A 15,805-nucleotide genomic window follows, 5' to 3' on the forward strand; every position below is an offset into this window, starting at 1 on the left:
ATATGGCCGCACCCCCCGAAGCGGTCGCGCGCCGCAGGGTCGGCGTGCTGACCAGCGGCCTACTGCGTGAGTTCCACATCTGCTGGTCGTTCAGCGCAGGCGATCTGACGGCAACCGTTGTACCCGCGACGACCTTCGCCGTCGCCGCATGGGCGAGCACTAATGCGGGTGTCGCGGCACTGCCGCTGGTGTTGGCCGAATGTCTGGTCTATTTCTGGCTTTACATCTACACGTTCAACCTGTCGAACCAGCTGACCGGGATCGAGGAGGATCGCCACAACAAGCCGCACCGGCCGCTCGTCGTCGGACTCGTCACCCCGCAGGGCGCCAAGTGGCGGCTGGTCTGGGTCACTGCCGCCTTCCTCGCGCTGGGTGCGGCGCTGCAGGTCCTGGAATGGACGGTGCTCTGGATAGTGGCGTGGGCCTTCCACAATCACTTCGGCGGTGCCCGCGCACTGTGGGGTAAGAATGCCGCAATGGTCGCGGGCACGATCGCCCAACTCGCGGCGGCCTGGCAAATCGTGACTCCCCTGACGCCGGTGGCCTGGACCTGGATCGTGGCGATCGCCATACCCCTGAGTGTGCTGGTATCCCTGCAAGATCTGCGTGATATCGACGGTGATGTGGCGGTCGGAAGACGCACCGCCATAGTGGTTTTCGGAGAGCCGGCCTGCCGCCGGTTCTTCGCGGCGGCATTCGTGATCTATCCGGTTGCCATGTATTTCCTCGTCTATCGGGACGCACCGGCCCCCGCGGCACTGGTCGAAGTGGCCGCAGCGCTGCTGTCCTTCGTCATCGCCTACCGTGTGCTCCGGCGGCGCGATCGCCGTGCCGACCACACCACCTACCTGCTCTATACCTACTGGTACTGCCTGACTCTGGCCAGCGCGGTCCTCGCTTTCGGAACGTAATCCTCGGCAGGACGCGCCCACGCAGATCCAGGGAGGGATCGGATTACCCGAACCGGATGAGCGCGGCCTGCCCTCGAACACCACTACTCCAGCGGCACCGACTGCGGCCTCGGTGTCGCGCCTTCGAGTATTCGAGACACGGTGTCGGCGACGGTGCCCGGTGATCACCATGTGTTCCCAGCTTAGGTTTGCCTGAACATTTGGGCAATCCGATTGGGGCACAACATTATTGGGCAACGTGTGCATTGTGATCGATCCTAGGGTGGGTGCGCGAGGCCCGCCGGGTGGATTCCGGCGATTGTTGGGGTCATTCACATCGGTCCCGGTTGACGGTTGGGCGCGGCCCCAACTTCGCAGTGAATGGTGGGCAACACGGGGGGCGCCTCGCATACTTGCGTCTATAGGGGTTTCCCGCCGACCCGAGCTGTTCGAACCGGCCGACGAGAAGTGCATGAGTTGGTTACCGACATCATCGATGTGGGCGCGGAATTCGCGATCGCCCGGCAAGCGCTCTGGGATCTGCTGCTCGAACCGCAGACCTATCCACGGTTATTCGCCGGCATCGGCGGCTGCGAACGCGTGGAATCCCGTACCGACAACGGCATTCTGGAGGTGCGGGTCGGCACCCCGGAATCCGGAATACGCACTCATCAGGTGCGGTTCCGAGTGTGTCGCTGGTACGAGAGTTTCGAATTGGAATGCCTCGGCACCGGCAGTTTCGCCTCGGTTCGCCTGCGCGGCGACGAGAAGCGCACCAAGATCGTCATCACCCTGTTCGCACCGGGCCGGATGCATCCGCTGCTGCCGGAGCAGTCCAATGCCGCAGTGGTGGCATGGGTCGACAGCGGATTGCGGCATGCGGTCGACGTCATTCGCGGCGCCCACACCTCGGTAGCGGTCAATGCCGAGAATTCACCGCTGCGGCGGCAGGTAGGGGTGGCCAAGCAGATCATGAGTACCGGTGTCGCGCGGCCCACCAACCCCGCGACCAGCATCAAACAGGTTCGCTCCCTGGCGAAATGGGGTTTCAATCTGGCGGGCGGGTACGCGGCGGGAGCCGGGCATTCGCCGGATCGGATCGCTGTCGTCGACGACTCCGGTACCCGCACCTTCGCTCAGATGCATGAACGCACGAATGCGCTGGCCAGGGCCATGGCAACCCTGGGGCTCGCGTCCGGTGACGCGGTGGGGTTGCTGTCGCGCAACCATGCGGGCATGGTCGAAACCATGGTCGCCGCCGGGAAACTCGGGGTCGACGTCGCGCTGTTGAATGCGGGGCTGTCCGGGCGGCGCATCGAAGAAATCGTGCAGCGCCACCGGCTTTCGGCGCTATTCGTCGACGGTGATCTGGAACAACTGGTCCGCTATCTGCATACCGATCTGCCGCGGTTCAATACCGACGGTCGCCCGCCGGTACCGGGGCGTTCCACCATCGACGACCTGATCGCCATGGAGCAGTCCGAATTTCGCATCCCGACACAGCCCGGCAGGCTGATCGTGCTGACCTCGGGAACCAGCGGCACACCGAAGGGTGCGCGCCGCCCCCATCCGAAGGGTTTCGGCACCATCGCAGCGCTGCTGTCGCGAATTCCGCTCGCAATGGATGCGGCAATGCTGATCCCGGCCCCGCTGTTCCACACCTGGGGTCTGGCCGGGCTGCAGCTCAGCACGGCGCTGCGTGCAACGGTGGTGTTGCCGGAGCGGTTCGACGCGGAGGACTGTCTGCGCCTGGTCGCCGAACACCAGGTCGAGAGCATGATCGTGGTGCCGACGATGGTGAATCGCATCCTCGATCTGCCCACCGCCGTGCGTGCTCGCTACAACACGTGCAGCCTGCGCACCGTGATCAGCTGCGGCGCACCATTGGCCGGGGCTACCGTGCTGCGATTCATGGATACCTACGGCGAGATCCTCTACAACGTCTACGGTTCCACCGAGGTCTCCTGGGCCACCATCGCGACCCCCGACGACCTGCGCACCGCACCGACCACCGCAGGGCGACCGCCGCTCGGCACCAAGGTCGCGGTGCTCGGTCCGGATCAGCGTCCGGTTCCGGTCGGTGTCACCGGGCGTATCTTCGTCGGGAACCATATGCTGTTCGACGGCTACGTGAATGCGGCGCCACCCGCCGAGGCCGACGGCATGCTCGACACCGGGGACCTCGGCTATCTCGATGTCGCGGGCCGCATGTTCATCGCGGGACGCGACGACGAGATGATCATCTCCGGCGGTGAGAATGTCTTCCCACGTCCGGTCGAGGAGGCGCTCGCACATCTGCCGCAGGTCAGCGAGGTCGCCGTGGTCGGCGTCCCGGATACCGAATTCGGGCAGCGCCTGGCCGCCTTCGTGGTGAAACGCGAAGGCTCGGGCCTGGATTCGGATATGATCCGGTCCTACATTCGCAACCGGCTCAGCCGTTTCTCCGTACCGCGCGATGTCACCTTCCTCAATGCACTCCCCCGCGGCGAAACCGGAAAGATTCTCAAGCGGCTGCTCATCGGATCCGAGCCCGGCGAACCGTCTCCACTGGGCACCACCGGCTCTGCCTGACCTTATGTGGGTTCCTGCGACGGTGCGGGCAACGCCAGGGTCGGCACCGCCATGGCGATGGCGACGACCGCGATGACCGCCAGCATGGCAATGCTGCCGTCCAGGGTGTGGGTGCGGAAGAACACGACGCTGAGCAGTGCGAGCCCGACCGCATTGCCGATCTGCTCGATGGTGGGCAGTTGCCCGGATGCTTCGGCCATTTGGCGCTGCTCCAAACCCGCCAGCATCAGCGGTTGCACTTGCACACCGAACAGGCCGACCCCGAATCCGGCGATGAAGACCGGGCCGAGTGCCAACGCGAGATTCACCTCGCCTGCGGTGAGGCGCAGATATGCCGCGCCGATTGCCACGCAGCATCCGTACATCGCAATGCCGAATGCGAGTGCCCTCACCCCCCAACGCTTTACCAGCAGCATCGAGGCAAGGGCACCGGTGCCCGCGCCGAGTGCGAATGGAGTCATCGCCACACCGGTGCGCAGTGCGGACCAATGCAATTCGTCCTGCAGGGTGATCGATACGGTGAAGACGAATGCGGTGAACAGGCCGAAGAAACTCGCCACCAGCGCCGCACCGATGGCGAAACCGCGATCGGCGAACAGATCCAGGCGCACCAGCGGACTGCCGCCGCGCCGGACCAGCCTGCGCTCGTAGACGAAGAACACCGCACCCAGCGCGAAGGATGCGGCGACTACGCCGAAAGGCCATGGCCGCCAACCATTCTGCTGAATGTCCGCAAGGGCGGCAAGTAGGGCGAACAGGCTCATGGTGGACAATGCCACGCCGCCCAGGTCGAGGCGATCGCGTTCCAGTGGCCTGCCGAGGTGCAGATATTTGAAGCCGAGAACGAAGGCGAGCACGCCGATGGGCAGATTCATCAGGAATATCGAATGCCAACCGAGTCCGCCGATATCGGCGGTGACCAGCGCACCGCCGAGGATCGGCCCGAGCATTCCAGCGAATCCGGCGGTCGCACCGTAGAGCGCGAAGACCTGTCGATGTCGATTCGGCGGGAAGCTCGCGATAAGGATGGCAATGGTCTGCGCCGCCATCCCGGCACCCGCAACCCCCTGGGCGATTCTCGCGATCACCAGTTCGGCTGCACTGGTGGACATTCCGCACCACGCCGAGGCCGCGGTGAATGCCGTGACCGAGACCAGGAATACAGCGCGGCGGCCGAAGATGGCGCCGATCCGCGCCGCGGTCAGCAGCGTGCACGCGAAGGCCAGCGAATAGCCGGAGACAACCAGCACCTGCGCCGATTGTGAGGCTCGCAGGTCTGCGGTGAGATTCGGTAGTGCGGTATTGACGATGGTCACGTCGATCATCTGCATGAATACCGCGATGAGGCAGCCGGTGAAGGCGAGCCACGCGCCGAATTCGCCGCCCGCCCGCTTGTCGGATCGTTGCGTCCCGATCTCCGTCACAGCTGATCCTCCCGAACGCGGGCAATCGAACGCGATGACGGTAACGAACAATCCGGTAGCTACCGCAGGTCAGCGATAAAGACTCCGTCAACACACAAGCCGACCGTCACCCATCTTGTGAACCGGCCCAAGTCGAGGCTCGCCCTTCGGCCCGATCAGGCCGACAGGTCGGTCGACTCGGCTCGCGCCATCTTCACCAACATGTCGTGCAACTCCTTCGCCAACTTCCCCGCCCGATCCCCGTGCAGCGCGACATCGGTGAAGGCATCGAGCAGGGCGAGGCTCGGATCCAGCGGGTTGAAGGTGAGATCCGCAGTGCCACGCAGTGATTCGGTAATCAGTCGACGCTGCGCCTCGTGCCTGGCCCGAAAGTCCCCCGCGACATCGAGCGCACAACCGAACTCACGCACAACCGCTGCATACACCGGCCGATCGGCATTGCGCCGCCGCCGCAACCACCTGCGCGGCCGCGCACTTCCGGCCGTCGGGACCAAGGTCGCCAAGGCACCCCCATCGAGCACCATCCAAATCGCCGACGCATCCGATTGCGGCAATGCCGGAGACGGCCCGCGCACAGCGGGCGCGTCATCGGCCGGATCAGTAATCCGTATGCCACGCAAGGCAATCGGATACCTGGTGAGCATGTCGTCCACCGCTGCCGTCACCTCCCGGACAACATACTTGTCGACATTCGGCCCATCGAATCCGACGATGTCCAGACCATGCTGCGCCGCCAACTCGACAGCGGTCGTTGATGTCGCCGAATCGACGGAATCCCCACGGGAGCACAGCATCTCGATGTCGGGATAGGTCGGAAGTCGTCCCGTCTCGGATTCCTGAACATAGACCGGCAGCGGTACAGTCCGCGGCTCCAGGTCCTCCGCGGGCGGCCACACCACCTGGGGCTCTCGCACGTAGACCGGTAGCGGTACCGAATCGGGTTGTTGCACATAAACGGGCAGCGATACCACGTCGGGCTCCGGAACGTCCGCCGGTACCGGCACTGCCTCAGGCCCCCGAACATCCGCCGGTAGCGCCGCTGCCGCAGGCTCGGCAGGAACCGCTGACAACGGGACCACCTCGGGCGCCCCAAAATCCACCAGCGGGCGTGCCATCTCGGGTTCCGAAATGTAAGCCGGTCGCGGCAGAGCCTCAGGCTCCCGAACATCTGCTGGCAACCACACCGCCCCGGGCGCCTCCATTTCCACCGGCGCACGTCGTGACTCGGGAACTGAACCGTCAGCTGGCAGTGGCACTTCGTCCGCCCCACTGACATCCACCCGAAGCGACAGAGCCTCGGGTTCGCGAACATCCGCTGGTAGTGCCTCCGCCGCAGGCTCCGCGACATCAGCCGACAACGGCACCGACTCGGGTTCCCGAACATCTGCCGGTAGTGCCACCGCCGCAGGCTCCGCGACATCAGCCGACAACGGCACCGACTCGGGTTCCCGAACATCCGCCGGTAGCGCCACCGCTGCAGGCTCGGCAGCGTCCGCCAAGAACGGCACAGCCGCAGGTGCCGCAATATCCATCGGCGGGCGCACCGACTCGGGATCCAAAACATCGGCCGGCAGAGTTGGAGCCGGGCGTTCCCCGACCTTCATCGGCACGAGTTCCGCAATATCCACCGACAGCGGCAGAGGATCCGGCGGCCGAACATCCCCGGCCGGCGAAACCGCCTCCGGCGCTCGAACATCCGTCGACGGTCGAATCGCCTCCCGGTTCGCGGACTCACCAAGCGGACCACTCGGTGCCGACACGGCTTCCTGTTCCCGAACATCTCCCGGTGACGCCACGGCCGCAGGCAGCGCAGCATCCGCCAGCAACGGCACAGCCGCAGATGCCTCGATATTCTCCACCGGCGCGGGTATCGACTCGCGTTCCGAAACATCCACCAGAAGCGACAGAGCCTCGGGTTCGCGAACATCCTCCGGCAGTGCCTCCGCCGCGGGCGCCGCAACATCGGCCGGTAGCGGCACTGCCTCCAACTCGCGGTCATCTGCCGGTAGCGCCTCCGCGACGTCAGCCGGGAATGGCACCTGGTCCAGCGCCGCGACATCCACCGGCGGGCGTACCGTCTCGGGTTCCGAAACATCAGTCGGCCGCGGACCTGCCTCCAGCTCCCGAACGTCTGCCGGTAGCGTCGCGGCCGCGGGCTCGGCAGTATTCAGCATCTGCGACGTACCGTCCGGCTCGCCAACATCGACAGGCTGCGGTCGTGCCGTCTCAGGTTCTCGAACATCGACTGGCAGAGGTGGAGTTGGGCGTGCCCCGACATCCGCCGCCACTGGCACCGCGACGGGCTCCGCAACATTCACCGATGGCGGCAGAGGACCCGGCGGCCGAACATTCATCGGTGGCGAAACTACCTTCGGCGCTTGGACATCCGTCGACGCTCGAATCGCTTCCGGTTTCGCGGTCTCGCGCAGTGAACCAGTCGGTGCCGATACGGCCGACTCGGGGCCCGTGCGGATCGCGGTGGGTTGTCGAGACAGGGTTCGCTGGATTATCGGTGGGGCTGGGATCGGTTCCGGTGCAGGGAATGTGGCGGGTTCGGTGGGTGCGTTCGGTTTCGCCGGGCGCGGACGGACGGTGCGTTGTGACCAGGGGGTGTCCACTGTCCGACGGGACCACGGAGTTGGTGCGGGCTCGCGCACGAGTGGGCGGCGCCGACTTGCGGTGGGTAGGTCTGGCGTCGGTCGACCTGATGCGGTTTCCGAGTGCATTGCCGCAGACGCGACATTCGACTGTGCTGCTGCGAAGGCCGCGTCCGAACGCACATCTCCGGATGCGCCGACCGAACGCGCCTCCACAGATGCCGCGCCCGACTGCACTCCCACGGGTGCACCGTCCGACCACACCTCCGCAGATGCGCCGTCCAACCGCACTTCCACGGATGCCGCATCCGAACGCACTTCCACCGATGCCGCATCCAACCGCACTTCCACCGATGCCGCATCCGAACGCACTTCCACCGATGCCGCATCCGAACGCACTTCTTCGGACGCCGCGACCGACTCCACCTCCGCGAATTCGATCGCGGCCTTCAGCTCGACGACGGTTCGGTTGGCTTCGGCGATGAGGCGTTCCAACCTCGTCACCATCGCCTGCAGTTCGCCCGGGTCGAACCGCGACCGCTGCATCACCGAGGTCTCCTGCTGTGTCGTTACCGCGGTCAGGTGCAACCGGGTGTGCTGACCCGTAACCACGGTCCGATTCGCATGGACCCGAGTACGGACAGTGGCACAGTCAATTTTCACTCACCTCGTCAAACCTCCCGAGATTGGGAAGTCCACACCTTGCCCAGCTCGGCCGGTTCGGGCAGGGTTCATCGGTCGAACTCAGAGGGCGCCACCTCAGATCAACCATGGGTTGAAGCTGCAGTCCAGATTCGAATGGTGCGCGGGATCCAGGGCCTCGAGCACGATGGAGGCCGAACGCGGTGAATACATCATGGTCAGGTGGTCGGACAGATCCTGTTCGCAGCCGTCCTGCAGCGTGATGTTGTCGACCGTGGCATCCGGCCCGGCCTGCAGGAATGTCCAGTTGTACGGGTTGGTGACCTCGTCGTACCGCGACCCCACGACCGTGTAGTCGACACCGGGGACGGTATCCCCGTTCGCGTTGAGCCGCGCATAGAACGAAGACCCCACCGCCTGTTCGATATTCGACAGCCCGACGATCGGCTCGTAGAAACCGAGGATATTCACACCGAGGTTATTGATGGCCCGCCCCAGCAACGCGATGCCCATCAACGACGTGCCGTGGTGGGTGGCACCGAAAGTGACCAGCTTGCCGACCTTATCGGCACCTCCGTCGTATTTCAGATACTGATTCGCCACCGTTCCACCCTGCGAATGGCCAACGATGTCGACCTTCTCCGCGCCCGTGGCCGCGCGCACCCGCTCCACGAAATCCGCCAGCTGGCGCGAGGATTCGGCCATCGGCCCGACCCCGTAGCGACCGGGCAGCACCGCACCGATCCCACCGCCCTCCATCAGCCCCGATCGCCCGAAATTGAAGGCGAATACGCAGAATCCCGCCCGCGCCAACTGCGGCGAGAGATAGGCAAATGTGTCGAAGGCATTGAGCCAGGTGCCGTGCAACAGCACCACTGGGTTCGGATGTTCGGCACTCGGCTTGCAGTCCCACCGGTTCGCACCCGGCGGCGCGACATCCGGGTGCGCGAGACCGTACGCGAAAGCCGCAAGGGCCGCGGTCATTTCGGGTCCTTCACCGACAGTATTGGATGCGATGCTCTTCGCCCAGCCCGATCCGCTTCCGGTATCCACGATCGCCTGTGGCTGGCGCCCGTCCGGAGCCGGGGCCAGCCCCGCGTTGATCTGTTCGACGAGGATTTGCTGATCGGATTCGGCGGGCACCGCGCCCGCCGTACCGAATCCGAGTCCATGCGCCACGGACAGTCCAGCGATGAGGGCGGCACCCGCGAAGGCGCGGCAGCCGCGTTGCTTCATTGCAAACATTTCGTACTTCCCATCCCGATCGGTTCCGCCCCACGCCGGTCGCTATGCCACAGGTCACAGATCGCACGAAATGTGATGGCCGCCATTGTGATTACGCGGTATTCGAAATCTAGGACGGTCTTTAGTCGACGTCACTACACGCCATGACGAATAACTCCACGCTGGTTTGTCGTCGACGACAAAGTTCTGGTTGATAAAACCGAAACGTTGAACCGCCCACTGTCGTCGGCAACAATCGGCGCATGGCAATCGCTACGACCTCGGCCATCCGAGACGCTCCATTGGTGACCCGGCTACTGACCCGGTGGCCGCAGATCTCCGAGCGCATGCTCGCCGAGGGCCTCGGCGCGACGCCACCCGCGACCGATCTGCCCGAGGGCCATTTCACCGCGGAGGTGCTGCCCGCCATCTACGGCTGCGGCCGCGCCGTACTGCACGCCATCGGCGAAGACCGCGAATTCACCGGAGCCGAGGTCGCGACCTTCGTGGCACCGGTCGCTGAGCGGCATGCCGAAGACCGCTTCCCGCTGTCGATCCTGATCGAGGCAATCCACGGCTCGGCGCAATCGGTACTCGCCGAAGCTGCCGCACTCGCGACGCCCGATGAAATGGCCGATCTGGTCCAGGTCGGCTCCCGCCTGCTCGATCTGCTCAAGCACATCAATATCATCGTCGTCGAGACCTACACGGCGGTCGAACAATCCATCTACAACGCCGAGCGGGAAGCCCGCCGCGAACTGTGTTCAGCACTGCTGCGCGGCCAACCCGCCGATGAACAGGCCGCCCGTGCCGACACCCCGCTCAGCGACCGCTACACGGTGCTCGGCATCCATATCGATTCCGACGACCAGTCCACCTCCGTCGCCGATCTGCTGGCCCGGCGACGGATACGGATCCTGCACCGCACCCTCGACACGATCAGCAACGGCACCGCCCTGGTGACCTTCGACGGATCCACCGGAATCGCTCTGCTCCCAAGGTATTCCGACGAACCCGAGTCGACCCGTTACGCCGGGCTGGCGGCCGAGCTGGCCGAACAATTCGGCGCGTCGGCATATCTGGCCGAATGCCCGGCGGTCCCGCGCGCCGAACTGCCCGAAGCCGCGACGGAAGTCGCCGAACTCGCAACGCTCGCACGCCTACTCGGCCGCCCGACCGGAACCTACCGACTCGACGATCTGCTGCTCGAATACCAACTCACCCGACCGGGCCACGCCCGCGACCGGCTGGGCGAGCGGATCACCCCACTGCTGAGCAACCCCCATCTCCTGGAAGCATTGGAGGCACATCTGCGCTACGGATCCGACCGTAAAGCCGCGGCGGCACGACTTCATGTGCACCCCAACACCTTCAGCTATCGACTGCGCCGCATTGCCGAACTCACCGGTATCGATCCCGCCGACCCGAACAACTCACGCCTGCTCGCCGCATCACTCACGATCCAGCGCACGCACCAGCCGCCCGAACCGCGACGGTAGGCCGCTCAGGCGCCGATCCGGGCGACCGTCTCGGCGACTCGCTCCAGGTGATCGGTCATCGCCGCACGCGCGGCCTCCGGCGCACCGGCCTCGATGGCCCGCACGATGGCCTCGTGCTCGCGGTCGGAATCGGTGCGGCGGTCCTGGGTCAGGTTCAAGAACTCCGATTGCAGATCCAGCGCGCGGCGGGTGTCCGCCACCATGGCGGTCAGCATCGTATTGCCGCTCGCGGCGGCGATCGCGGTGTGCAATTCGCCGTCGTAGCGGACCCATTCGTGCGCATCCGGGGCCGCCGCGAGCTTGTCCAGGATCTCGAACAGCTGCCGCACCTGCTCCGGCGTGCGGCGCTCGGCGGCGAATCCGGCGGCCGGTATTTCGACGAGCCGGCGCGCCTCGATCAGATCACCGGCACCGACACCCGCGAAGGTCGGCTGGGTATCGGCATTCTTGGAGACGATGAAAGTGCCTCGGCCGGTGTGAGTTTCGGTGAGTCCGAGGATGGCGCAGGCATGTAGTGCCTCGCGTACCACCGGCCGACTCACCCCGAACTGCTTGGCCAGCGCCAACTCCGCGGGCAGGCGATCGCCCACCGCGTAATCGTCGCTCTGGATGAGGCTCTTCAGCCGACGAAAGACCGCTTCGGTGGCGCCGATGCGCTGCACGTACCCTTCCTCGACCGTCACGCGACCCAGTATGGCATTGACAGCAGCTGTGACCACCATTACAGTCAACCTGTCTTACAGCCTGACAGCCTTACTTCTTCGGGGCTGGATCCGGCCCATGGAAGGTTTTCGATGCAACATCACGACCAACAGTCGACCGCCGCCACCACGCCCGCACCGCGGATCGATATCGGGGACCTCGGCTACCAGAAGCGGCTACGCAAGCGCCATATGCAGATGATCGCGATCGGCGGATCGATCGGCACCGGGCTGTTCCTCGGCGCCAGCGGCCGGATGTCGCTCGCGGGACCATCCCTCGCCCTCGTCTACATCGTGTGCGGAATCTTCACTTTCATGGTCGTGCGCGCACTCGGCGAACTGGTGATGTACCGGCCTTCGTCCGGGGCGTTCGTGTCCTATGCCCGCGAATTCCTCGGTGAACGCGGCGCGTATTCGGTGGGTTGGCTGTACTTCCTGAACTGGTCGACGACCCTCGTCGCCGACATCACAGCGGTCGCGCTCTACGCGCACTTCTGGTCGTTCTTCGTGCCCGTGCCGCAGTGGGTACTGGCGCTCATCGCGCTGATGGTCGTCGTCGCACTCAATGTGATGTCGGTGCGACTGTTCGGCGAACTCGAGTTCTGGTTCGCGCTGGTCAAGGTCGGAACCATCGTCGTATTCATGGTGCTGGCCATCGGATTCATCGTCACCGGCACCTCGGTCGGCGCGAACGTCCCCGGCATCTCGACGATCACCGATCACGGCGGCCTGTTCCCCCGCGGCCTGGCACCCATGCTCACCATCGCCCTCGGTGTGGTGTTCGCCTTCGGCGGCACCGAAATGATCGGCGTCGCCGCAGGTGAAGCCGACAATCCCCGACTGGTGGTGCCGCGCGCGGTCAACTCCATCATGTGGCGGATCATCCTGTTCTACGCGGGCTCGGTCATCCTGTTCACACTGCTCCTGCCGTGGACGGCCTACTCCCCCGATGAAAGTCCGTTCGTCACGGTGATGAGTTCGATCGGCATCCCGCACGCCGCCGACGTCATGAATCTGGTGGTGCTCACCGCCGCGATGTCGAGCCTCAACGCCGGGCTCTACGCGACCGGTCGCACCCTGCGCTCGATGGCGGTGGCCGGTGCGGCACCACGTTTCGCCCAGCGCATGAACCGCAACGGCGCACCGTACGGCGGCATTCTGATCACCAGCGTGGTCGGTATCGCGGGCGTGGTGCTCAATCTCGTCATGCCGCACAAGGCCTTCGAGATCGTGCTGAATCTGGCCGGACTCGGCATCGTCGGCACCTGGGCGTCGATCATGATCTGCCACTGGATCTTCGTGCGCCGAGCCGAGCAGGGGCACTACCGCAGGCCCGCCTTCCGGCTGCCCTTCGCGCCGGTGCTCAACATCCTCACGCTCGGCTTCCTCCTCGCCGTCATCCTGCTGATGTTCTTCGACGACGAGATCGGGCGCATCACGCTGGCGGCATTCCTGCTGGTCCTCGTCGCGATGGTGGTGGGTTGGTTCCGGGTTCGGGGTCGACTGGATCCGGACGTGCTCGCTCCGATGTCGGAAACCGGATCGGAGACCTCGTGACCTCGATCGCCACGGTGCCGCACCGTCTTTCGCAGATCAGTGTCGACATCCTCTACACCGGTGGCACATTCGGGATGGTCGATCACGGTGACGGACTGCGGCCCCGCCGGGGTCTGGGCAGCGAAATCGCAAACACCATCGCACGATTCGAGCGGGAGAACGGCATCGCGGTTCGGTTCGACTACACCGAACTCGAGCAGGTCATCGATAGTGCCGATGCCGGGCCCGATACTGCCCGCCGGATCGCCGCACAGGTCCGATCCGGTATAGCGGAGCGGCAACCGGATGGGATCGTCGTTGTGCACGGCACCGACACGATGGCCTATGTGGGCGCTCGGTTGGCATTCGAGCTGCACGGTATCGAGGTGCCCGTCGTGCTGACTGGAGCGCAGATCCCGCTGGGCTTTCCCGGTAGCGACGCACGGAGCAACCTGACGCTTGCGCTGAACAGCATTGCCGCCCAGGCAGTTCCGGGAACGTTTATCGCCTTCGGCGAGTCGCTGCATCCGAGTGTGCGGGCCAGCAAACGCGCCTGCGACGACTACGACGGATTCGCCACGGTCCGGGAGTACACACCGCCGACCGCACCACCACGACTGCCCGAGACTCGACCGCGCATCGACAGCCCATCCGTCGGCCTGTTCACCGTCTTTCCCGGAATGCATCCGGACCTGCTCGATACGGCACTGCGCCACTACCAGGGCGGACTCGTACTCGAGTGCTACGGCTCGGGCACACTGCCACTGCACGGTTCGGCAACGGTCGAGGTCATCCGCGCGGCCACCGCACGGGGAACGCCGGTAGTGGTCATCACCCACTGTGATAGCGGCACAGTCGATCTCGACCGCTATCAGCCCGGCCGGGCCATGCGCGATGCCGGTGCCATCGGTGGCGGCGATATGACCAGGGAGGCCGCACTCGCGAAACTCGGGTACCTGGTCGACATCGGCCTGTCCGGTAGCGAACTGCGCCGGTGGATGACGACCAACCTGCTCGGCGAACTCTCGAATCACCCCGTGACACAGCCGTTCCCACACACATCCAACTGAACAGGAATCCGATGACCGAAAGCACTCGTACCGAACGCGATTCCCTCGGCACCCGCGCGGTACCGCGCGAGGCCTACTGGGGCGTCCACACCGCCCGCGCGCTGGACAATTTCGCCATTACGGGCGACCGCATCGGCAATTACCCGGCCCTGATCACCGCACTCGCCGCGGTCAAACAGGCCGCCTGCCGGGCCAACCGGGACCTCGGCCTACTCGATTCGCGCCGTGCCGACGCTATCGATACGGCCTGCGACGAGATCCGCGGTGGCGCACTGCACGACCAGTTCCCCATCGATCCCGTCCAGGGCGGGGCCGGTACCTCGACGAATATGAATGCCAACGAGGTCATCGCCAACCGGGCGCTGGAGCTGCTCGGCCACGACCGCGGCAGCTACACCGAACTGGACCCGCTCGACCATGTGAATCTGGGCCAGTCCACCAACGACGTCTACCCGACCGCGGTGAAACTCGCCATCGTGCACCATATCCACGATCTGGTCGCCGCACTGGGTCGACTGGCGACCGAATTCGACAGCAAGGCAGTCGAATTCGCCGACGTCATCAAGATGGGCCGCACCCAGCTCCAGGATGCCGTACCCATGACGCTCGGGCAGGAGTTCGGCACCTTCGCGATCATGGTGCGCGAGGACTGCGCTCGCCTCGACGAGGGCACCGCACTGTTGCGCGAATGCAATCTCGGCGGTACCGCGATCGGCACCGGGATCAACGGCCATCCGGATTATCCGGCGCTGGCCTGCACCCATCTCGCCGCTATCACTCGGATTCCGGTGACCTCGGCCGCCGACCTCATCGAAGCCACTCAGGACTGCGGCGCGTTCGTACAGATCTCCGGCATCGTCAAGCGCGTCGCGGTCAAACTGTCCAAGATCTGCAACGACCTGCGGCTCATGTCCTCGGGACCGACGACCGGTCTGGGCGAAATCTCGCTTCCCCCAGTGCAAGCCGGATCATCGATCATGCCCGGCAAGGTCAATCCGGTCATCCCGGAGGTCGTCAATCAGGTCGCATTCGCGGCTGTGGGCAACGATATGACCGTCACCATGGCCGCCGAAGCGGGCCAGCTCCAGCTCAACGCCTTCGAGCCGATCATCGCCTACAGCCTGCTCCGCACCACCGCCCACCTCACCGCCGCCATCGACGCCCTGGCAACCAGATGCGTCGCGGGCATCACCCCCCATCGCGACCATCTCGAACAGGGCGTCCGCCGCTCCATCGGCATCGTCACCGCCCTCACCCCCCACATCGGTTACGCCGCCAGTGCCCGAATCGCAAAGCAGGCCTTGCACACCGGCCGCCCCGTCGAGGAAATCGCCACCGAACTCGGCCTGCTGCCCGCCGAAACCGTGAAATCCCTACTCGCGCCGCACCGCCTCGCCGGACTGCCGACCCCGGCGACCGAACCTGCTGTGGCGCAGTAGCTACCGCGGTCGCGCTCCACTGCGACACACTGCCGGCTTCATGCCTCGGTCGCCGGGCGCTGACCTGGTGCGTCGAAGTTCGCACGGTCTACGCTTCGGCTTCGAACACGCCGACGTCGGCGTGGCGGCATAGATCCGCGGGCCGGTTGGGCTAGCATGGCAGCGCTGTGCGACGTGGCGGCGTTCGCGCAGCGATCGGGGAAGGAACCCGC

At 65.3% G+C, this 15,805-nt stretch carries 10 protein-coding genes; 6 read left to right on the forward strand and 4 right to left on the reverse strand.

Annotated features, from left to right (window positions below; translation table 11 throughout):
* Positions 1–2: 2 nt before the first annotated feature.
* Together OIE68_RS11845 and OIE68_RS11850 are read left to right on the forward strand one after the other, a co-directional pair.
* A complete protein-coding gene (locus OIE68_RS11845) occupies positions 3–911 on the forward strand; it encodes a UbiA family prenyltransferase (protein ID WP_327099429.1) in 909 nt (302 codons plus the stop codon).
* A gap of 456 nt (positions 912–1,367) precedes the next feature.
* The gene (locus OIE68_RS11850; protein ID WP_327101642.1) at positions 1,368–3,461 is read left to right on the forward strand and encodes an AMP-binding protein; all 2,094 of its coding nucleotides are present in this window, start codon (positions 1,368–1,370) and stop codon (positions 3,459–3,461) included.
* Positions 3,462–3,463: 2 nt separating this feature from the next.
* On the opposite strand, the gene OIE68_RS11855 is transcribed toward OIE68_RS11850, so the two are convergent.
* The 3 genes from OIE68_RS11855 to OIE68_RS11865 all read right to left on the reverse strand — a co-directional run bounded on the left by OIE68_RS11855 (position 3,464) and on the right by OIE68_RS11865 (position 9,360).
* Positions 3,464–4,885: an MFS transporter gene (locus OIE68_RS11855; RefSeq protein WP_327099430.1), complete on the reverse strand. Its 1,422-nt coding sequence runs from the start codon at positions 4,883–4,885 to the stop codon at positions 3,464–3,466.
* Positions 4,886–5,040: 155 nt separating this feature from the next.
* Positions 5,041–7,059: a hypothetical protein gene (locus OIE68_RS11860; protein WP_327099431.1), complete on the reverse strand. Its 2,019-nt coding sequence runs from the start codon at positions 7,057–7,059 to the stop codon at positions 5,041–5,043.
* A gap of 1,182 nt (positions 7,060–8,241) precedes the next feature.
* Positions 8,242–9,360: an esterase/lipase family protein gene (locus OIE68_RS11865; protein ID WP_419150765.1), complete on the reverse strand. Its 1,119-nt coding sequence runs from the start codon at positions 9,358–9,360 to the stop codon at positions 8,242–8,244.
* A gap of 251 nt (positions 9,361–9,611) precedes the next feature.
* On the opposite strand from OIE68_RS11865, the gene OIE68_RS11870 reads away from it, so the two are divergent.
* Entirely contained in the window at positions 9,612–10,847 is a 1,236-nt protein-coding gene (locus tag OIE68_RS11870; protein WP_327099433.1) for a helix-turn-helix domain-containing protein, read from the forward strand.
* A 5-nt stretch (positions 10,848–10,852) separates the two neighbouring features.
* Here OIE68_RS11870 and OIE68_RS11875 read toward each other — a convergent pair whose 3' ends face one another.
* On the reverse strand, positions 10,853–11,530 hold the full coding sequence (locus tag OIE68_RS11875) for a FadR/GntR family transcriptional regulator (protein WP_062982273.1): 678 nt from the start codon (positions 11,528–11,530) through the stop codon (positions 10,853–10,855).
* Between the two features lie 111 nt (positions 11,531–11,641).
* Here OIE68_RS11875 and OIE68_RS11880 point away from each other — a divergent pair, with 111 nt between their 5' ends.
* The 3 genes from OIE68_RS11880 to OIE68_RS11890 are packed head-to-tail and all read left to right on the forward strand — an operon-like array spanning position 11,642 to position 15,593.
* Positions 11,642–13,105: an amino acid permease gene (locus tag OIE68_RS11880; protein ID WP_327099434.1), complete on the forward strand. Its 1,464-nt coding sequence runs from the start codon at positions 11,642–11,644 to the stop codon at positions 13,103–13,105.
* Entirely contained in the window at positions 13,102–14,154 is a 1,053-nt protein-coding gene (locus OIE68_RS11885) for an asparaginase (protein WP_327099435.1), read from the forward strand. Before OIE68_RS11880 ends, OIE68_RS11885 begins: the two co-directional genes overlap by 4 nt.
* A gap of 11 nt (positions 14,155–14,165) precedes the next feature.
* On the forward strand, positions 14,166–15,593 hold the full coding sequence (locus OIE68_RS11890; RefSeq protein WP_327099436.1) for an aspartate ammonia-lyase: 1,428 nt from the start codon (positions 14,166–14,168) through the stop codon (positions 15,591–15,593).
* The last annotated feature ends 212 nt before the right edge of the window (positions 15,594–15,805 follow it).

It is taken from the genome of Nocardia vinacea, assembly GCF_035920345.1.
GTDB classification, from domain to species: domain Bacteria; phylum Actinomycetota; class Actinomycetes; order Mycobacteriales; family Mycobacteriaceae; genus Nocardia; species Nocardia vinacea_A.